Annotated in this window: 20 protein-coding genes and 1 pseudogene; 9 read left to right on the top strand and 12 right to left on the bottom strand. The window is 62.5% G+C overall.

Annotated features, from left to right (window positions below):
- Positions 1-53 precede the first annotated feature (53 nt).
- Positions 54-785: an alanyl-tRNA editing protein gene (locus PCO31110_RS08715; protein WP_150690172.1), complete on the top strand. Its 732-nt coding sequence runs from the start codon at positions 54-56 to the stop codon at positions 783-785.
- A 55-nt stretch (positions 786-840) separates the two neighbouring features.
- Positions 841-1452, top strand: a complete 612-nt coding sequence (locus PCO31110_RS08710) for a DUF924 family protein (RefSeq protein ID WP_010806587.1) — start codon at positions 841-843, stop codon at positions 1450-1452.
- Between the two features lie 18 nt (positions 1453-1470).
- Here PCO31110_RS08710 and PCO31110_RS08705 read toward each other — a convergent pair whose 3' ends face one another.
- The 11 genes and pseudogenes from PCO31110_RS08705 to PCO31110_RS08655 all read right to left on the bottom strand — a co-directional run bounded on the left by PCO31110_RS08705 (position 1471) and on the right by PCO31110_RS08655 (position 10074).
- Entirely contained in the window at positions 1471-1968 is a 498-nt protein-coding gene (locus PCO31110_RS08705) for a DUF2062 domain-containing protein (RefSeq protein WP_168162907.1), read from the bottom strand.
- A 262-nt stretch (positions 1969-2230) separates the two neighbouring features.
- Positions 2231-2827 (bottom strand): LOG family protein, encoded by a 597-nt coding sequence (locus PCO31110_RS08700; protein ID WP_010806589.1) that lies wholly within the window; start codon positions 2825-2827, stop codon positions 2231-2233.
- Between the two features lie 3 nt (positions 2828-2830).
- The gene (locus tag PCO31110_RS08695) at positions 2831-3502 is read right to left on the bottom strand and encodes a TetR/AcrR family transcriptional regulator (RefSeq protein ID WP_036662779.1); all 672 of its coding nucleotides are present in this window, start codon (positions 3500-3502) and stop codon (positions 2831-2833) included.
- A gap of 141 nt (positions 3503-3643) precedes the next feature.
- Positions 3644-4039: pseudogene (locus PCO31110_RS08690) on the bottom strand (diacylglycerol kinase); the annotation flags it as partial.
- A 77-nt stretch (positions 4040-4116) separates the two neighbouring features.
- Complete coding sequence (locus tag PCO31110_RS08685) at positions 4117-5151, bottom strand: glycosyltransferase family 4 protein (protein ID WP_010806592.1); 1035 nt, start codon at positions 5149-5151, stop codon at positions 4117-4119.
- Positions 5152-5325: 174 nt separating this feature from the next.
- On the bottom strand, positions 5326-6252 hold the full coding sequence (locus PCO31110_RS08680) for a UDP-2,3-diacylglucosamine diphosphatase (protein ID WP_370855824.1): 927 nt from the start codon (positions 6250-6252) through the stop codon (positions 5326-5328).
- Positions 6253-6431: 179 nt separating this feature from the next.
- Positions 6432-7388: an esterase/lipase family protein gene (locus PCO31110_RS08675; protein WP_150690170.1), complete on the bottom strand. Its 957-nt coding sequence runs from the start codon at positions 7386-7388 to the stop codon at positions 6432-6434.
- The gene (locus PCO31110_RS08670; RefSeq protein WP_150690169.1) at positions 7385-7957 is read right to left on the bottom strand and encodes an RDD family protein; all 573 of its coding nucleotides are present in this window, start codon (positions 7955-7957) and stop codon (positions 7385-7387) included. Before PCO31110_RS08670 ends, PCO31110_RS08675 begins: the two co-directional genes overlap by 4 nt.
- A gap of 248 nt (positions 7958-8205) precedes the next feature.
- Entirely contained in the window at positions 8206-9054 is an 849-nt protein-coding gene (locus tag PCO31110_RS08665) for a DUF3106 domain-containing protein (RefSeq protein ID WP_174979414.1), read from the bottom strand.
- Between the two features lie 22 nt (positions 9055-9076).
- Positions 9077-9505 (bottom strand): DUF3619 family protein, encoded by a 429-nt coding sequence (locus PCO31110_RS08660; protein ID WP_010806094.1) that lies wholly within the window; start codon positions 9503-9505, stop codon positions 9077-9079.
- On the bottom strand, positions 9502-10074 hold the full coding sequence (locus PCO31110_RS08655) for an RNA polymerase sigma factor (RefSeq protein WP_010806093.1): 573 nt from the start codon (positions 10072-10074) through the stop codon (positions 9502-9504). Before PCO31110_RS08655 ends, PCO31110_RS08660 begins: the two co-directional genes overlap by 4 nt.
- Positions 10075-10523: 449 nt before the next feature.
- Here PCO31110_RS08655 and PCO31110_RS08650 point away from each other — a divergent pair, with 449 nt between their 5' ends.
- From PCO31110_RS08650 to PCO31110_RS08620, 7 genes are all read left to right on the top strand, one after another.
- On the top strand, positions 10524-12293 hold the full coding sequence (locus PCO31110_RS08650) for an acetolactate synthase 3 catalytic subunit (protein WP_010806092.1): 1770 nt from the start codon (positions 10524-10526) through the stop codon (positions 12291-12293).
- A gap of 84 nt (positions 12294-12377) precedes the next feature.
- On the top strand, positions 12378-12869 hold the full coding sequence (ilvN, locus tag PCO31110_RS08645; protein ID WP_010806091.1) for an acetolactate synthase small subunit: 492 nt from the start codon (positions 12378-12380) through the stop codon (positions 12867-12869).
- A gap of 78 nt (positions 12870-12947) precedes the next feature.
- Positions 12948-13964 (top strand): ketol-acid reductoisomerase, encoded by a 1017-nt coding sequence (gene ilvC, locus PCO31110_RS08640; RefSeq protein ID WP_010806090.1) that lies wholly within the window; start codon positions 12948-12950, stop codon positions 13962-13964.
- Between the two features lie 389 nt (positions 13965-14353).
- Entirely contained in the window at positions 14354-14989 is a 636-nt protein-coding gene (locus PCO31110_RS08635) for a phosphatidylserine decarboxylase (RefSeq protein ID WP_010806089.1), read from the top strand.
- 157 nt (positions 14990-15146) lie between these two features.
- Entirely contained in the window at positions 15147-16025 is an 879-nt protein-coding gene (locus tag PCO31110_RS08630; protein ID WP_010806088.1) for a CDP-alcohol phosphatidyltransferase family protein, read from the top strand.
- Positions 16026-16219: 194 nt separating this feature from the next.
- Entirely contained in the window at positions 16220-16705 is a 486-nt protein-coding gene (gene lysM, locus PCO31110_RS08625) for a peptidoglycan-binding protein LysM (protein WP_010806087.1), read from the top strand.
- Between the two features lie 423 nt (positions 16706-17128).
- Complete coding sequence (locus tag PCO31110_RS08620) at positions 17129-18673, top strand: 2-isopropylmalate synthase (protein WP_010806086.1); 1545 nt, start codon at positions 17129-17131, stop codon at positions 18671-18673.
- Between the two features lie 107 nt (positions 18674-18780).
- Here PCO31110_RS08620 and PCO31110_RS08615 read toward each other — a convergent pair whose 3' ends face one another.
- On the bottom strand, positions 18781-19284 hold the full coding sequence (locus tag PCO31110_RS08615) for a hypothetical protein (protein WP_036663201.1): 504 nt from the start codon (positions 19282-19284) through the stop codon (positions 18781-18783).
- Positions 19285-19395 lie beyond the last annotated feature (111 nt).

Below are 19395 nucleotides of genomic sequence, written 5' to 3'. Positions count from 1 at the left end.
GTCACGAATGCGTAGTTCGCGCGACGATAGAGCGTTAAATAAGGAGACGCCCCATGACTACCGAAGCCCTCTTTCGCCAAGATGCCTATCTGCGCCAGTGCGAGGCGCGCATCACGCATATCGACGAGACCGGGATCATGCTCGATCGCACCGTGTTCTATCCACTGGGCGGCGGGCAAGCGGGAGATGCAGGGGGCTTCGTCCTTGCGGATGGCACAAGACTGACCATTGCCGACACGCGCAAGTCGAAGCAAGAGGGCGCGACGCCCGACGACGCGGTGCATGTGCCCGCCGAGGGGCAGGAGGACTGGCTGGCGCGTGTGTCCGTTGGCGACACTGTGCGTGCCGAAATCGACTGGGAGCGGCGCTTCCGCCATATGCGTTTTCATACGGCGTCGCATCTGATGTGCGCCGTGCTGCCGCATCCGGTCGACGGGTGCAGCATTACGACGGAGTACGCGCGACTCGACTTCGTCACGAACGAGCCGATCGAACGCGAGACCGTCGAAGCGGGATTGGCGGCGTTGGTGGCGGTGGCACGGCCGGTGGCCATCGACAGCATTAGCGACGAGGAGATGGCTGCGCGTCCCGAACTGGTGCGCACGATGAGCGTGAAGCCGCCGGTGGGGCTGGGACGTGTGCGCCTGGTGCGCATCGAGGGGATCGATCTGCAACCTTGCGGTGGTACGCATGTGGCCAACACGGCGGAGATTGGTGCGTTGCGCGTGGCCAAGATCGAGAAGAAGACCTCACGCACGCGCCGGGTGGTGTTGGCATTCGCCTGAGTCTGGCATCATGCGAGCCATCCCCTCCTGTTCTCTCCCCGTATCAGGACTATTGATGGCGACTCCGGCAGCAGACATTTCTCCGCAAGCACAACCCTGGCAAGCCGTGCTCGATTTCTGGTTCGGCACCCCGGATTCTCCGGAGTACGGCCTGTCGCGCCCCGAGTGGTTTCGTAAATCGGAGGCGTTCGATGAAGAGATACGTACCCGCTTTGGTGCGCTGCATGCCCGGGCGCTCGCTGGGGAATTGGCAGACTGGGCGCAGGCGCCGATCGGTGCCTGCGCGCTGATCGTGGTGCTCGATCAGTTTTCCCGCAATCTGTTCCGGCATCAGGCGAAAGCGTTTGCGGGCGATGCGCTCGCGTTGGCCGTCGCGCGCCGTTTGGTAGCGGCCGGCGGCGATCAGCGTTTGCCAACCGCGCAGCATCGCGTGTTTGTCTATCTACCGTTCGAACACGACGAATCGCTGGAGAGTCAGCATCTCTCGCTCGCGTTGTACGAGCAACTGGCGAAGGTGTCGGGGCTGGTCGATAACCTCGATTACGCGCGCAAACACGCGGTTATCATCGAGCGTTTCGGACGCTACCCGCATCGCAATGCGGCATTGGGGCGTGCCTCGACGCCGGAGGAAATCGCTTTTCTGAAGGCGCCGGGTTCGTCGTTCTGACGACGACCGGCGTTGCGCTCAGGCCCGGCGGCGCTGCCGCCATTGGATCGCGTAGTATCCGATGACATAAGCGAGCAGACTGCCGACGACGGCACAGGCGGTGAGGCCTGCCGCCAGATACAGCGTCGCGGTGCCGAAGTCGAAATGCTTCAATTGGGACCAGAGGCTCTCGCTGGCCCGCGCGGCGGCGGCCACCGTTGCCTCGATCTCCGCTTGTGGCGACCAATCGAACATCCAGCGGCCCAGACGATGCGCCCCCAGGTAGACGAAGGGCGCCGTCAGCGGATTGGTCACCAGCGTGCCGGCAGCAGCGACGAAGAGGTTCCCGCGTAGCAACGCCGCCACGAGAATGGCCACCAGCATCTGACCAAACGGAATCAGAATCCCGAAAAATACGCCGCACGCCAGTCCGATGGCCACGCCACGCGGTGTGGGCTGCCACAAGCTACGGCGCAGCAGCAGGCCGGCATGCGGGCGCAGCCAGCGTGAGCGCAGCAGCCGCATTGGGCGAAGCATCTTTAACATCATGGGCAGGTTGCTCGTCGAGGAATGTGTTGACCCAGGCGGGCGTGAGGCAGTGGCGTGTGTGAATTACCCGCACGCAACGGATGTCTGAGTGCTGCGTGCCAAAGGAGTTCAATGGCGAGGCGAGGGGACGCTGTGCGCGATGGCCTGGTTTGGCAGGCCTAACGGCTGAATAACGGCAGGATAACGGCCGGGAGAGGGGAATGCTGGCGCTGCGCAGCGGAGGTGCTGCGCAGCGATCACGCCGATACGCTCAGACTTGCGTACGCTGATGCGCCCAGCGATCGACTTGCGACGGTTTGAAGTGTCGCATTGTCTCGAGCAGCGTCTCGGGCGATGCGGCGACTTGCAACTGATCGAGCTGCGCGCCCTTGAGGAACTGTTCCGTCACCATCGATTGGAGGAACACCATCAGCGGGTCGTAATACTGCTCGACGTTGAGCAGACCGATCGGTTTTGCGTGGTAACCGATTTGCAGCCACGTGAAGACTTCGAACAGTTCTTCGCACGTGCCGATGCCACCCGGCATGGCGATGAAGGCATCCGACAGGTCGGCCATCATCTGCTTGCGCTGGTGCATGTTCTCGACGACGTGCAACTGCGTCAGCCCGGTGTGACCGACTTCCTTTTCCATCAGCGCTTTCGGAATGATGCCGACGACCTGACCGCCATGGGCCAGCACGGCGTCGGCGATGATGCCCATCAGCCCAACCTTGCCTCCGCCGTACACGAGGCGAATGCCGGCTTCGGCCATGCGACGGCCCAGCTCACGTGCTGCCTCGGCATACGCGGGACGCACGCCCGTGGCGGCGCCGCAATAGATACAAATGGATTTGACTTCTGACGACATGCTTTACTGCGCTCCCTTGGATGCTGATGCCTTGCGCGCCATTTCATCGTACATCGCGCGCGCGTGGCCCTTCAGATAGGGCGCCATTTGCGAGAGGATGTGATAGCTCGCCTGATGCAGCCCGGCGCCGATTTCTTCCGGATCGTTGTATTTGCGCGGGTTCATCACGAATTGATAGGACAGCCAGTACGTGGAAAGCACCACCATGTTGGTGGTTACCACGTCAATCTGCTCCGGCGTGATCTCCATTTCCCCGTCGGCTACGAGCAGGTCGCACATCTCGCGTGCGAAACGCCGTTTGTGGCCCACGATTTGCTTGAAGTGTGTCTCGAGCGTTCGATTGCGCGCGAGCAGATCGTTCAGGTCGCGATAAAGGAACCGGAAGCGCCACAGAAATTCGGACATGTACTGGAGGTACGTTCCGACTTCGTCAAGGTCTGGCTTGTGGTCGTCAGGCAGCCGCAGTCGCCGTTCGATTTCCTGTTCGAACTGCGCAAAGATGCTGTTGATGATGTCGTCTTTGTTGCGGAAGTGATAGTACAGATTGCCGGGGCTGATTTTCATCTCCTCGGCAATCGTGGTGGTCGTTACATTCGGTTCACCGATTTCGTTGAAGAGTCGTAGCGACACTTCAAGAATTCGTTCGCGGGTTCGGCGTGGCGGCTTTGCTTCCATGTCTGTCGGCCCCGGTTAGCGGCAAGCTTGGCGAAGGATGTTCTCCGCTTGCGTCTATCAGTTGAATATCAAGTATACGGCGACCGATTATACCCGGCAGCCGCGTACTGCCAAGCATGGGGGAGGGGGCCCGGAGCGATATCAGAAAAGCGCCGTACGTACCAGAGCGACGATGACGGGCCCGGCGAGCGAGACCCAGGTGAGCAGGCAAAATCCGAGTGCGACGAGGACCGCCGCACTCCCGAAATCCTTCGCGCGCTTGGAGAGTTCGTGCCGTTCGAGCGAAATGCGGTCGATGGCGGCTTCGATGCTGGAGTTGACCAGTTCGATGATGAGCACGAGCAGAACCGAACCAATGAGCAGTACGCGCTCGACGGCGGTGACGTGCAGGAAGATTGCTGCCGGCAGGAGGATGGCGGCGAGCGCCAGTTCCTGCCGGAAAGCGCTCTCTTCGAACACGGCGAACTTGAAGCCGGACAGGGAGTACTTCAGGGCGCGCCAGGCGCGCATGATGCCCCGGTTGCCCTTGTACGGATTCGGCTGTTTGTCGCGTGGCGGCGGGTGATCGATGAACAAGCGTCAGGTTCCTCGCCGCAACGGGCTCTGGAGGTGGATCAGATCGCGGGCGCGAGCGACGGCTCGGGCTTGCGCGGATGCAGATGCGAGACGAACTCTTCGGATGCTGCCTGCCACGAGAACCGCTCAGCCCAGGCCCGTGCGCTTGTGCGCGAGACTTTCAGCGCGTCGAGGCAGGCTTCGCGCAAATCCTCCCGCAGTGCGCCGGCGTCGCCTTCGGGACAGCCGTCGAGCACGTCGATCGGGCCGGTCACCGGATAGGCCGCCACTGGCAGGCCGCAGGCCATCGCTTCGAGCAGCACGAGACCGAAAGTATCGGTGCGGCTCGGGAAGACGAACACGTCGGCCGACGCATAGACCTTCGCCAGCTCAGGCTGTGAGAGCATGCCGAGGTAATTCACGTCGGGGTAGCGCGAGCGGAGTTCGGCCAGTTGCGGCCCTTCGCCCGCGACCCACTTCGAGCCCGGCAGATCCAGCTTCAGGAAGGCTTCGATGTTCTTCTCCACGGCAACGCGTCCCACGTAGAGGAAAATCGGATGTGCTGAATTTAGCACATGTGAATCCTGCACACGGAAGATGTCGAGGTCGACGCCGCGCGTCCACAGCACCACATTCCGGAAGCCGTTCGCTTCAAGGTCGCGCTTGACCACAGGCGTCGGCGCCATCACGGCACGCGATGGCTTGTGAAACCAGCGCAAAAAGCGATAGGTGGTGTTCAGCGGAAGGCCGAAACGCGCCTGCACGTACTCGGGAAAGCGCGTGTGGTACGCCGTGGTGAACGGGAAGTCGTTCCGTATTGCCCATTTGCGTGCGGCCATGCCGAGCGGGCCCTCGGTGGCGATGTGAAGGGCGTCCGGGCCGAATTCCTCGATGCGGCGCGACACGCGGCCGCCGACGAAGAACGCAAGGCGAATTTCCGGATAGGTCGGGCACGGTATGGTGCGGAATTCCTGAGGCGTGAGCAGCTCGACGCGATGGCCTGCGGCTTCCAACTGTGCGCGCGTGTTCTTCAACGTGCGAACCACGCCGTTGATTTGCGGATCCCAGGCGTCGGTGATGATCATGATTTTCATCGGGCGCTCCTTCGCGCACATGGTGCGCATCGGTGACACACGCGCAGCCGCGCGTGAGGGGGGCGCACGCGCGGCAATACTCTGCCGTGTGTGCGAACAGGGTTATCGACCCGGTCTCGCTCGAATGGCCGCGATCACGGGGTTGAGGGAGCAGACAATGCCCGTACAGTCCGGTCAGGCGCTGACCGGCGCGGCTTTCACGCTGGCTTGCACGCGGCGCTTTTGCGTCCAGTGGACGATACGAAGTTCGCCTTCCGTCGTCTCGACGAGTGCGGAAAGACTTTCGACCCAGTCGCCGTCGTTGCAGTAGAGCAGGCCGTCGATCTCACGAATCTCGGGCTTGTGGATGTGACCGCACACGACGCCGTCGCAACCGCGCCGCCGTGCCTCGTCGGCCATGACATTTTCGAACGCGGAGATGAAGTTCACGGCATTTTTCACCTGATGCTTCAGGTACTGCGACAGCGACCAGTACGGGAAGCCGAAGCGCGTGCGCACGCGATTGAACCAGCGATTGAGCAGCAGCGTGAGCGTGTAGAGCGAGTCACCCAGATACGCGAGCCACTTGGCGTGCTGAATGACGCCGTCGAACAGATCGCCGTGTGTGATCCACAGGCGCTTGCCCGAGAGCGTGGTATGAAACGCCTCGTCGCGCACTGCAATGTCACCGAACGCCAGTCCGCAAAACTGACGCGCCGCCTCGTCGTGATTACCGGGGACGTAAATCACCTGCGTGCCCTTGCGTGCGCGGCGCAGCATCTTCTGCACGACATCGTTGTGTGCCTGCGGCCAGTGCCAGCCTTTGCGCAGATGCCAACCGTCGATGATGTCGCCGACCAGATACAGGTAGTCGGACTCGTGGTGGCGCAGGAAGTCGAGCAGGTATTCCGCCTGGCAGCCTTGCGTGCCGAGGTGAATGTCCGAGAGCCAGATCGTGCGGTAGCGGGTAATGCCTTCGGGGGGCGGGTCGAGCGGATCGGGGGTGTCGGGCGGCAGATCGATCGTGGAGGGCGGCGTGGCGGGGGGGCTGGCGGGCGGGGCGGCAGGGCGACCCGGCGGAGTGTCTGCAAAGTGACCGGCGCGAGCCGCAGGTGTTGGGATCGGCAACTTGAAGGTGGGTGTCGTCGTCATAGCGGCTCGCACGTCGCGTTGAACATGCGTGCATTGCGCCATGACTTCATGAAGGGACGATGACAGTCACGCGTGTGTCGCGAAAGTGTCTTGAGACGTCGCGGCGATGCGACACCGCCGGTCCGCCTCGTGCGCTGACGACGCCCGATTCAGACGTTGTGGCGCAGTCCTTGCGCTACGCGCTCCAGCGTTTCGAGCACCAGCGCGCGGGAACGCGGGTGCGTGCCTAGCGACACGTGTCCGAGCCGGTCCAGCGCGATGTTGCGCGCGCCGGGCAGCACCGAGGTGCGAGTGGGATAAACAACGTTGTCGTGGAGCGTGTAGATCGACGTGATGCGAGCGCGTTCCGCGTCTGTCTCACGGTCCGCGAGCGCCACGAGCCACTCGCTGCCGAGGCGCATCTGGCGAACGTTCTGGCCAATGCCGTGGCGCGCGTGCAAGGTGCCGAAATGCGGGGAGCCGAGCGTGATGGTGTGCGCGACGGGCAAGGTCGGATAGCGTTGCAGGCAGGCGCGCGCCGCGATGCCTCCCATGCTGTGGCCTACGATGACGACGGGCAGCCGCGTGCGCTCGGCAAGCGTTTGCGCGGCGTTCGCGATGCTGGCCGCGTAGTCGTCGATGCCGCCGAATATCGGTCCGAGATTGACGGCGTCGCAGTGATAGCCGGCATCCGCCAGATGGCGCGAAAAACGCAGCCAGAATGCTCGATTGCAGCCATAGCCGTGCAACAACAGTACCGCGACGGGGCGTGCCGGGCCGTTGGGAGAAGGCAGTGGGGCGGCGCTGCGCCAGGGTTGGTAGAGGTCGAGCAGCAGAATCGACGCCGCACATTCGTACGCCCATACGGCCGCATTTGTGCCGGCCGGTGTGCGCCGCTCGGGCGTCGGGTCACCGTGCGCGGCCATGATGAAGCCGGCGGCCAGGCCGGTGGCGTGCGAGACCGGCAGCCACAGGACTGTCCAGAGCACGGTTGTCCAGGGGCTGTGCCACGTGACCCAGGTCGCGATGGCGACGACGATGGACAGTGCGATCTCGATGCCGCCGTAGATCAGATGCGGGCGTGACGCGCGCTGCATAGGGCGGTAGGCCGGTGTCGGCGAATTCATTTGCCGAGCACGCTGACGAGACGCGTGCCGGCGAGCCGGTCGTGAACGAATTGGTGATCCGGTATCACGCGCATGGCCAGCGCCCAGAGCACGACCCAGCCGGCGAGCGATGCGACACTGCTCCAGCCGGTGAACCCGAGCGCCCAGTCGAGCGCCATGGCAGGCAGCACCCACAGCCATGCGAGCATGTATCGCAAGACGGCGCGGCCGGTGCGCACCGGTTGGCCCTGCGTGTCGACCAGACGTATCTTCCAGGTCTTCATCGCCAGTGTCTGGCCGCCGTGGGTCCAGAACCAGACGAAGTACGCGCCAAGCACAAGGAACAACCAGGTTTGCATTGCGTGGCGATACATCAGGCCGCTGCGCTGCTGGGTCAGGGCGCTGAAAAGGTATCCGGCGAGAAAGAGCACGCCGAAGAGCAGCAGGGATTCGTAGACCATCGAGAGCAGGCGGCGTCGCAGCGTCGGCACTGCGTAGCCGTCTGGCGCAGCACCGGCAGGCGTGCGCGGCGAAGTGGCTGCGCCGGACGAGCGAGGCGGCGTGGCGGGCTGGGTGGCGGAGTCGGTCATCGCGATGTGGTCTGGGATCTTTCTGTCGGGTGCCCGGCGTCGCGCCGATGCCGTTCAATGTGTCAATGCGCCCGCGCGGCGCATCATGCGGCGGGCCTGTCGAGCCATCTGTCGCTCATTATGCGGAAGAACGTGCCGATGGGCCAGTCAGGCGCGCCTGACCCGCCAGGCTCAGGAATGCAAACGGCCGCCCGAAGGCGGCCGTGGCGGCAAGACGCTGGCTGACGGCGTGGGTCAGTTGGCGTGCATCAGTTGTGGTGATAGATCTCGGAGTTGAAGACCGTTTCGCCGTTCTTGTCGCTGTTCGCGGCCCCTGTGCTGGCGGCGCCGGTGCTGACACCCGCTGGCACCGACGCTGTTGTCGGCGGTGCCGGCATCGGTTGTGCGGCCGCCGGTGCGGACGCAGCCGAAGGCGCCGGGCTCGGCAACACGCCGTTCTTGGCTGCGGCGGCGTTTTCCTTGCGATGCACGGCGGCATACGGATTCTTCACGCCGGTGCGGCCCGACGGCGGCGCACTGACCACGTTGGGATGGTTGGCCTGCTTCTTGTCGTCGGCAGCAAGGCGCTTCTTCTGCTCTTCCGTGAGCTGTTGATACTGCTGCCATACCTGCGCCTTGCGCTCGGGCGGCAGGGTCTTGGCGTTCTGATAGCTCTCGCGCGCCAGTTTGCGCTGCTCGGGCGTCAGGCGCACCCAGTCGGCCATACGGTCATGCAGACGTTTGCGGCCCTCGGGCGAGAGCGTATGAAAGCGCTTGGCGATCTCGATCCACTTGTCGCGCTGACGCTCGTTCATGCGATTCCAGTCCTGCGCGAGCGGGGCAAGGGCTTCCTGCTGGCTCGGTGTGAGCTTGCTCCAGAGGCCGCCGGGCGACGGGAGTGCGGCGGCCGGGGCGCTGCCCGGCGCTGCGGCGTCCGTCGTGAGACTGCCGACCGGTGCACTGGCCGGGCTGGCGGCGCCGGGAGCCGAAGTGCCGGAGATAAGTGGCGGCACGTCGGACACCGGCTCCGGGGCTTGCGAGCGGCGCAGCACGGCCGTGCCGGCGAGCGCGGCCACGATTAGCGCGGCGACCAGAAAAAGTACGTTGCGTCGCGTCACAGGTCGGTCTTGAGTGAGGGAACTACTGGGCACGCTTCAGATACGCGTTGAAACCGTGATCGGCATAGGCCGACAGCGGCAGTTCGTCGCTCAATACGGCAGCATCGATATCTGCAAGATCCTGAATGTGCTGCTGATGTTCCCAGTACGCGACACCCGCCAGACCGATCACCAGCGCGGCGAGCGGCCACAACAGGCCCAGACGGCCCAGTTTGTCGAGCGCGCGCCGCGGCCCGCCGATCTCCGGCGACTGCACGGCGCCCACACCCGCGAGCACCAGCGCCGGTTGCACAACGGCGACCGGTTCCGGCTTTTTGCGGGCGAGCGCCTCCTGGCGAGCGGCGGCCAGCCGGGCCGCAATATTCGGCGACGGCGTATCGGACGCTTCATCCAATGCACGCCGCACGCGATTTGCGAAGCGGATTTCCCTCGTTTCCAGATCGTGACTCATAACCTGATCCCTTTTACCTTCAACGCCTGCGCCAACGCGTGTGTAGCACGCGAACAGTGCGTCTTGACGCTGCCCTCCGAACACCCCATCGTGGCGGCGGTCTCGGCAACGTCCATGTCTTCCCAGTAACGCATGAGGAAGGCTTCTCGTTGACGTGTCGGTAGTTTCTGTATTTCCGTCTCGATGATCGAGAGGATTTCGGCACGCGAAACGGAATCTTCGCTGCTCTCGGTTTGCACTGACCCATCCTCGCCCAGCAAGGTTTCCAACGGGTCGAAATCATCGCGTTCGTCGTCGCCGGGGCCGGCGAGATTCGAAAATAGCGTGACCCAGGTGTTGCGCACCTTTTGCCGACGAAAATAGTCGTGGATCGTGTTCTGGAGGATGCGCGTGAACAGCAGCGGTAGGTCGGCCGGCGGCTTGTCGCCATACTTCTCGGCCAAGCGGATCATCGCATCCTGAACGATATCGAGGGCGGCCTCGTCGTCGCGAACGGCATAGACGGCCTGCTTGAAGGCGCGCCGTTCAATGCCCGCGAGAAAATCCGCCAGTTCCTTGTCAGATGCCATCCGGTGGGGTACACGCAGCGTCAACCGCTGCGCCTGTGAAATGCCGTGTAAGCGTAAAGATCACGTAAAGTTCGCGTAGTCGGAGCGGATGCTACCAAAAACGCGCTTCGCTGTAACCGCTTTTGCTTCCGGTAGTGTCACATGACGACGGCGCCGGGCTCGCCAGGTTCCTGCCGTGTAAAGATTGTGCACCAGCGTGGGGCGGCTCGGCGTGCGATGTGGGAAATTCTGCGCGCCCGACTTCGCAATCATGCTGCAAATGCCTAAACTCGCTTGACCATTTTGCTGCAAACCGGTAAGGTTGCCAGTTCGCAATATCTGTGATTGTCTCAATATCGGCACGCCTATCCGGGGTGTCCATCATTCAGACGCGCAGCTTGAGCCCGAACCACAAGTTCGCGGGGAGAGCACCCGATCAAAATTTTTGCCGAAACTTTGAAAGGTCGACGATGAACATGCCAAGCGCGGAATTCTCCGAGGCGGAAGCTACACGCCACCAAAATACTTCCGAAGACATGATCGGCGCCGAGATTCTCGTGCGCTCGCTTCAGGAAGAGGGGGTCGAACATCTGTGGGGTTATCCCGGCGGTTCGGTTCTCTACATCTACGACGAACTCTACAAGCAGGACAAGATCCAGCACATTCTGGTGCGCCATGAGCAGGCAGCCGTGCATGCGGCAGACGCTTATTCGCGTTCCACCGACAAAGTCGGCGTGTGCCTCGTGACGTCTGGCCCCGGTGTGACCAATGCGGTCACCGGCATTGCCACGGCGTATATGGACTCGATCCCGCTCGTCATCATTACCGGGCAGGTGCCTACGGCCGCGATCGGCCAGGACGCCTTCCAGGAATGCGACACGGTCGGCATCACGCGTCCGTGCGTCAAGCACAACTTCCTCGTGAAGGACGTGCGCGATCTCGCTTCCACCATCAAGAAAGCCTTCTACATCGCCAAGACGGGCCGTCCGGGTCCGGTGCTGGTCGATATTCCGAAGGATGTGTCCAAGGCGCGCTGCCGCTTCGAGTATCCGAAGTCGGTGTCGCTGCGCTCGTACAACCCGGTCACGAAGGGCCACTCGGGGCAGATCCGCAAGGCGATGAGCCTGCTGCTCTCAGCCAAGCGTCCCTATATTTACACCGGCGGCGGCATCATTCTGGCCGACGCATCGAAGGAACTGAACCAGTTCTGCGACCTGCTCGGCTATCCGGTGACCAACACGCTCATGGGCCTGGGCGGGTATCGTGCGAGCGATCCCAAGTTCCTCGGCATGCTGGGCATGCACGGCACGTACGAAGCCAACATGGCCATGCAGCACTGCGACGTGCTCATCGCCATCGGTGCGCGCTTCGACGACCGCGTGATCGGTAATCCGGAGCACTTTTCCGAGCGGCCGCGCAAGATCATTCACGTCGATATCGACCCATCATCGATTTCCAAGCGTGTGAAGGTCGACATTCCGATCGTCGGCGACGTGAAGGAAGTGTTGCGCGAAATGATCGAGAATCTGCAAACGGCAGAACATGGCCCGGACACCGAGGCACTGGCTGACTGGTGGAAGCAGATCGAGGAATGGCGCTCGCGCGATTGCCTCGCGTTTGATCGCCAGAGCGAGATCATCAAGCCGCAGCATGTGGTCGAGACGTACTGGAAGCTCACCGACGGCGATGCCTTCGTGTGCTCGGACGTCGGTCAGCACCAGATGTGGGCCGCGCAATACTATCGCTTCAACAAGCCGCGCCGCTGGATCAACTCGGGCGGTCTGGGCACGATGGGCTTCGGCCTGCCGGCTGCCATGGGCGTGAAGATGGCGCATCCGGATGCCGAAGTCGCGTGTATTACTGGCGAAGGCTCGATCCAGATGTGCATTCAGGAACTCTCGACGTGCTTGCAATACCGCACGCCGATCAAGATTCTGTCGCTCAACAACCGCTATCTGGGCATGGTTCGCCAGTGGCAGCAGATCGAATACAGCAAGCGTTACTCCAGTTCGTACATGGACGCGCTGCCTGACTTCGTGAAGCTCGCCGAGGCCTACGGTCATGTGGGCATGCGCATCGAGAAGTCGTCGGACGTCGAACCGGCACTGCGAGAGGCGTTGCGCCTGAAGGATCGTACGGTATTCATGGATTTCCAAACGGATCCCACCGAAAACGTCTGGCCGATGGTCCAGGCGGGCAAGGGCATCAGCGAGATGCTGCTCGGTTCGGAAGATCTGTAAACAGAGGCGCGCGCGCCGTCAGTCGCCGCCGCTATGGCCGGCGCGGGTGCGACGTCCCCACACTAGGACAATCCGGGATACACCATGAGGCACATTATTTCTGTTTTGCTTGAGAACGAGCCGGGCGCGCTGTCGCGTGTGGTCGGGCTCTTCTCGGCTCGTGGCTACAATATTGAGACGCTCACCGTCGCGCCGACCGAAGACCGGTCGCTCTCGCGCATGACGGTGGTCACGACAGGCTCCGACGACATCATCGAGCAGATCACCAAGCACCTGAACCGGCTCATCGAAGTGGTGAAGGTGGTCGATCTGACCGAAGGGGCGCACATCGAGCGCGAGCTAATGCTCATCAAGGTTCGCGCTGTGGGCAAGGAGCGCGAAGAGATGAAGCGGATGTCGGATATTTTCCGCGGCCGCATCATTGACGTTACTGAAAAGACCTATACGATCGAACTCACCGGGAATTCGTCGAAGCTCGACGCCTTCATCGAAGGGCTCGATCGTACGGCGATTCTCGAGACGGTTCGCACCGGTGGCTCGGGCATCGGGCGCGGTGAGCGCATCCTGAAGGTCTGATCGGCAGCGGCAACGCGGTAAGCGGATTTCGATCCATTCTGATTTCAGTTATTTTTTGGTATTACGGGACAATTCCAAATGAAAGTTTTCTACGACAAAGACGCCGACCTCTCCCTCATCAAGGGTAAGCAAGTCACGATCATCGGTTACGGCTCGCAAGGCCACGCCCACGCGCTGAACCTGAAGGACAGCGGCGTGAACGTGACGGTTGGTCTGCGCAAAAACGGCGCTTCGTGGAACAAGGCTGTCAATGCCGGCCTGAACACCAAGGAAGTGGCGGAAGCCGTGAAGTCGGCCGACATCGTCATGATGCTGCTGCCGGACGAGCAGATCGCCGACGTGTACAAGAACGAAGTGCACGCCAACATCAAGGAAGGCGCTGCACTGGCCTTCGCTCACGGCTTCAACGTGCACTACGGCTGCGTGATTCCGCGTGCCGACCTCGACGTCATCATGATCGCCCCGAAGGCCCCGGGCCACACGGTGCGCTCGACGTACTCGCAAGGCGGCGGCGTGCCCCACCTGATCGCTGTGGCACAAGACAAGTCGGGCGCGGCTCGCGACATCGCGCTGTCGTACGCTGCGGCTAACGGCGGCGGCCGTGCCGGTATCATCGAAACGAACTTCCGCGAAGAAACCGAAACCGACCTGTTCGGCGAACAGGCCGTGCTGTGCGGCGGTACCGTCGAACTGATCAAGGCCGGTTTCGAAACGCTGGTCGAAGCCGGCTACGCGCCGGAAATGGCCTACTTCGAGTGCCTGCACGAACTCAAGCTGATCGTCGACCTGATCTACGAAGGCGGCATCGCCAACATGAACTACTCGATCTCGAACAACGCCGAGTATGGTGAGTACGTCACCGGCCCGCGCGTCGTGACGGAAGAGACGAAGAAGGCGATGAAGCAGTGCCTGACCGACATCCAGACCGGCGAGTATGCCAAGTCGTTCATCCTGGAAAACAAGGCTGGCGCCCCGACCCTGATCTCGCGTCGCCGTATCACGGCTGAACACCAGATCGAGCAAGTCGGCGGCAAGCTGCGCGCGATGATGCCGTGGATCGCCAAGAACAAGCTGGTCGACCAGTCGAAGAACTAAGCACGATGCCCGTATGATGCGTACGCCCAAGCGTGTCCGGGCGTACGCATCGCCGGCGGGCGGTATCGCGGGGTGAGCGCCTAGCGTGCGTCACATGCGCCAAGCGCGTCACTTCGTGAGCCGTTGCTCTGGGCCGTCCGTTTTGCCGTAGCCGTCGCTACGGCAAGGCGGGCGGCTTTTTTCATGGTGGCGCCGAATCGAATCGGCCGCGCGCCGGGGGAATTGCCGGGCACTGTGGCCTGCTTTGCCTTTGTGACGCGAACGTGTCGATTGGGGAAAATGTGTCGCCGTGCCGCGCGCATTGCTACAATGCCGCCACGCCACGGTTTGGCCCGAAGCAGGTCGACCCGCTTACTTAACCGTTTTACCAAGGACGCGAGTTCAATCGCATGAATTATCCTCACCCGATCATTGCCCGCGAGGGCTGGCCCTTCCTGGGCATCGCCGTCGCCGTCGCGCTCGTCGTGCATTTCATGGCCGGCGTGTTTTGGGCCGCGCCGTTCTGGGTGATTGCCCTGTTTGTTCTGCAGTTTTTCCGCGATCCGCCGCGTCAGGTGCCGCAACAGGCAGGCGCCGTGCTCTCGCCGGCCGATGGCCGTATCGTGGCGATCGAAACCACGCAGGACCCCTACGCAGGTCGTGAAGCGCTGAAGATCAGCGTGTTCATGAACGTCTTCAATGTTCACTCGAATCGCGCCCCGGTTGACGGCACGGTGACCAAGGTGGAATATTTCCCCGGGCGCTTTTTTAACGCCGACCTCGACAAGGCATCGCTCGAGAACGAACGTAACGCTCTGGTGATCGACGTGGGTGGCCAGATCGTGACGAGCGTACAGGTCGCCGGGCTCATCGCGCGCCGCATCCTGTGCTACGTGAAGCCGGGCGATACGCTCTCGCGCGGTCAGCGTTATGGTTTCATCCGTTTCGGCTCACGTGTCGACGTGTACCTGCCGCTGGGCTCGCGCCCGCGTGTGGCGATCGGCGACAAGGTGTCGGCCACCTCGACGATTCTCGCCGAGCTGTAAGGCGAGCCGTACCTCGAACTTCGGCCGCGAGCCGCGGTGCGACCTCAGGTCGTGCGTCGCGGAGCCGCGGCCTGCAACTGCTTTCGCTTCTCACGTTCCAATAGCGGTGATCCGTCGCGGGTTCGCCCGCAGTCTCAGCATCGTCAAGGAGGTATAGATGCCGGAAAACCATCGCGGCCGCTTGCGCAACAACGTCAGGCATCTCTCGCCATTCGGCCGTCACAAGAATCCATCCGCAGAGCCATCGATGAACGAAGACCACGACCCGGGTGTGGAGGACGATCTGCCGGTGCGTCCGCGCAACCGCGGTATCTATCTGCTACCGAATGCTTTTACGACGGCCGCGCTGTTCTGCGGCTTCTTCGCGATCGTGCAGGCGATGAATGACCGCTTCGAGCAGGCCGCCATCGCCATCTTCTTCGCCATGGTGCTCGATGGCATGGATGGGCGCGTGGCGCGCATGACCAACACGCAGAGCGCATTCGGTGAGCAATACGATTCGCTCTCTGACATGACCTCGTTCGGCGTTGCGCCGGCGCTGGTGATGTACGAATGGATTCTGCACGAGATCGGCAAGTGGGGCTGGCTCGCGGCGTTCGTCTACGTGGCGGGCGCAGCGCTGCGGCTCGCGCGCTTCAATACGAATATCGGCGTGGTCGACAAGCGCTTCTTCCAGGGGCTGGCGAGCCCGGCTGCGGCGGCGCTCATCGCAGGCTTCGTGTGGATCACGATCGACAACAAGCTGCCGGTGAACGTCTTCTGGATGCCCTGGGTGGCATTTGGCCTGACGATCTACGCGGGCATGTCGATGGTGTCGAATGCACCGTTCTACAGCGGCAAGGCGCTCGACGTGCGCCAGCGTGTGTCGTTTGGCGTGGTACTGCTCTTCATGGTCGGCTTCATTCTGGTGTCGTCCGATCCGCCGCTGGTGCTCTTCGGGCTGTTCTGCCTGTATAGCATTTCCGGCTACGTGCTCTGGGGATTCCGCTTCCTCAAGGGCCGCCGGCAGCGCATTTTCGGTGAAGTCGACGAATAAGTGAGCGGATACAGGGGCGTCTCGGTACGCCCCTTGTCACATCTGTCTGTCAGTGTTGCCGGGAGAGTGTGCACGGCGATGCTGTAGTCTTGCGAATGCAGGCTCGACGTCCCCCCCCTTGGCCCGGACGTATCATGGCAAATTTGGCCGGTTCCGGCGCCATTTCCACTGTTCTACGTGACGAAGGAGAAATCATGGGCATTCTGGACTTCGTGAAAGAAGCAGGCGAAGCGCTGTTGGGCAACAAGGCGCAGGCCGCCGAGGCCCCCGCACCGGGCCCCGATGCGGACGACGCCAACCGTAAGGCTGCCGACGCCATCGAGAACTACATCAAGGCGCAGAATCTGGACGCCACCGGTCTGACGGTGACCTTCGACGGCGCGTCGCGCACGGTGACCGTATTCGGCGTGGCCGCCGATCAGGCGACCAAGGAAAAGATACTGCTGTGCTGCGGCAACGTGAAGGGCGTCGAGAAGGTGGACGACAAGATGTCGGTGTCGACGGCTTCGGCCGAGGCGACGTTCCACACCGTCGAGAAGGGCGATACGCTGTCGGCCATCTCGAAAAAGGTCTACGGCGACGCCAATAAGTACAATGCCATCTTCGAGGCCAACAAGCCAATGCTCTCCAGCCCGGACAAGATCTATCCGGGGCAGGTGTTACGCATTCCGCCGGCCTGATCCGGTGCTTGTCTCGTGATTCCAAGCCCGGCCCCGCGCCGGGCTGTTTCATGGGGGCGGCCGGTGCAGCGCCTGCGCCTGTGCACGCCCGTCTGCACGCGGCTCACGGCCCGCGCCGCGCGTTGCGAAATCACCCGATTGCGACTATATTGGCGCTCATGATTTCAGGCGTCATCCCGGCTTCGGGCCTTCCTCTCGCACCGCCAACGCTATGCCGCTATGCAGTTTGCGGCCATGCCTGCACGCGCGTCGCGCGCTGATTCCCTCCCGGTAGTTGCCCGCCCGTACGACGATCCTCTGCCTTTGTGGCTTGTGCCATGACGCAATGCCGCTGGCGCAAGGGCGTTCTTCGGCATGCGGATACGCCCCCCAAAGACATCAAGAACAAACTGAACCCCTACAAGATCCCCACAGGAGAAAGTCATGGCCGATAAGCTGATCATTTTCGATACCACCTTGCGCGACGGTGAACAGTCGCCGGGCGCGTCGATGACGCGCGATGAGAAGATTCGCATCGCCCGACAACTGGAGCGTCTGCGCGTGGATGTCATCGAAGCGGGCTTCGCCGCCAGCTCGAACGGTGACTTCGAAGCCATTCAGGCCATCGCCGGCATCGTCAAGGACAGCACGGTGTGCTCGCTCGCCCGTGCGAACGATCGTGATATTGCCCGTGCCGCCGAAGCGCTCAAGGGCGCGAATTCGTCGCGTATTCACACGTTCATCGCCACGTCGCCGCTTCACATGGAGAAGAAGCTGCGCATGAGCCCCGATCAGGTGTTCGAACAGGCGAAGCTCGCGGTGCGCTACGCCCGTCAGTTCACGGACAACATCGAATTCTCGCCGGAAGACGGAAGCCGCTCGGATCTGGATTTCCTGTGCCGCGTGCTCGAAGCGGTCATCAATGAAGGCGCGACGACCATCAACGTGGCCGATACCGTCGGCTATGGCGTGCCGGAGCTCTACGGGCAACTCGTGCGCACGCTGCGCGAGCGCGTGCCGAATTCGGACAAGGCTGTCTGGTCGGTCCACTGCCACAACGACCTCGGCATGGCCGTGGCCAATTCGCTGGCGGGGGTGAAGTTGGGCGGTGCGCGTCAGATCGAGTGCACGATCAACGGTCTTGGCGAGCGCGCCGGCAATACGTCGCTCGAAGAAGTGGTGATGGCGCTCAAGACACGTAAGGATTACTTCGGTCTGGAACTCGGCATCGATACGACGCAGATTGTGCCGGCCTCGAAACTCGTCTCGCAGATTACCGGCTTCAATGTGCAGCCGAACAAGGCGGTGGTGGGGGCGAACGCATTTGCTCACGCCTCGGGCATCCACCAGGACGGCGTGCTCAAGGCGCGCGACACCTACGAGATCATGCGCGCGGAAGATGTGGGCTGGACCGCGAACAAGATCGTGCTCGGCAAGCTCTCTGGCCGCAACGCGTTCAAGCAGCGTTTGCAGGAGCTGGGCATCGAGATGGAGTCGGAGCAGGATGTGAACGCCGCGTTCACGCGCTTCAAGGAATTGGCCGACCAGAAGTCCGAAATCTTCGATGAAGACATTCTGGCCATCGTCTCGAACGAAGCGCAGGCCGAGCGTGGCGAGCATTTCTATCTTGTGTCGATGGCACAGCACTCCGAGACGGGTGAGCGCCCGAGCGCCCGCGTGGTCTTCACCGCGCAGGGCAAGGAGTTGGTCGGCGAGGCCGACGGCAACGGCCCGGTCGATGCCGTGCTCAATGCCATCGAGTCGCAGGTGCAAAGCGGTGCCGAACAACTGCTGTACTCGGTCAACGCCATTACGACCGGCACCCAATCGCAAGGCGAGGTGACGGTACGCCTGTCGAAGGCGGGGCGCATCGTGAACGGCGTCGGCACGGACCCGGATATTGTGGCGGCGTCGGCCAAGGCGTATCTGTCGGCGCTCAACAAACTGTATTCGAAGGCCGAGAAGCTCAACCCGCAGCTCACGCCGTGAGCGATGGGCTGCGGCTATCGCGTTGATGGCCGAGCTATCTGACAAAACGCCCGCATCCGGAAGTCCGGCATGCGGGCGTTTTGTTTTGCGCAGCGCCTGATGTGCGTTCAGAACAAGTTGTTGTCGCGCTTCTCGTGCAGCGGGTCGGGGCTGATCTGCGTGGTTTTGACAATGCCCTCGGCGTCGAAATAGAAGTTCATCAGAGAGAACCAGACATCGTCCTGCTTGAAGCGATACGACCAGACTTCGCGCTTCATGAGCGGAAAGTACGACGTCTCGACCGGCTCGCCGAAGTGATGCAGGATGTCGGTCTTCGTCCACTTGTCGATTTCGACCTTATTGAATTCCTGCGTCGAGAGCACTTGCGTGGTGCCTAGTAGACGGCCCTGCGCATCGAAGTCCGCAGCGATGGTCTCTTCGCCGAACGGCTTGGTGGGGTAGAGCCAGCGGGTGACGCCAGGGGCGAGCGGGTAGACCTCCCTGGGCTTGCCCAGTTGGGCCTGGACTTCGGCCTGCGACGCGCTCGGTGGTAGTTGCTGCCACGGGGGCGTGAAACAGGCGGTCAGCGACAGGGTGAGTGCGCCCGCCGCGAGCCAGCGCAGGGCGGCGATGGGGCGCAGGGCGCCTGAGAGGACGGCGGATGATTTCGGGCGTGCGATGCGCGCGCGTGCCTGGGGCAAATGCTTCATGGGTGGCCTCGCGTCAGTGGAAAAAGGCCGCAG

This window comes from Pandoraea communis, assembly GCF_902459745.1.
In the GTDB taxonomy this organism is placed as follows: Bacteria; Pseudomonadota; Gammaproteobacteria; order Burkholderiales; family Burkholderiaceae; genus Pandoraea; species Pandoraea communis.
The sequence above is the reverse complement of the archived record's forward strand: the minus strand, read 5'-3'. Positions and strand labels throughout refer to the sequence as shown.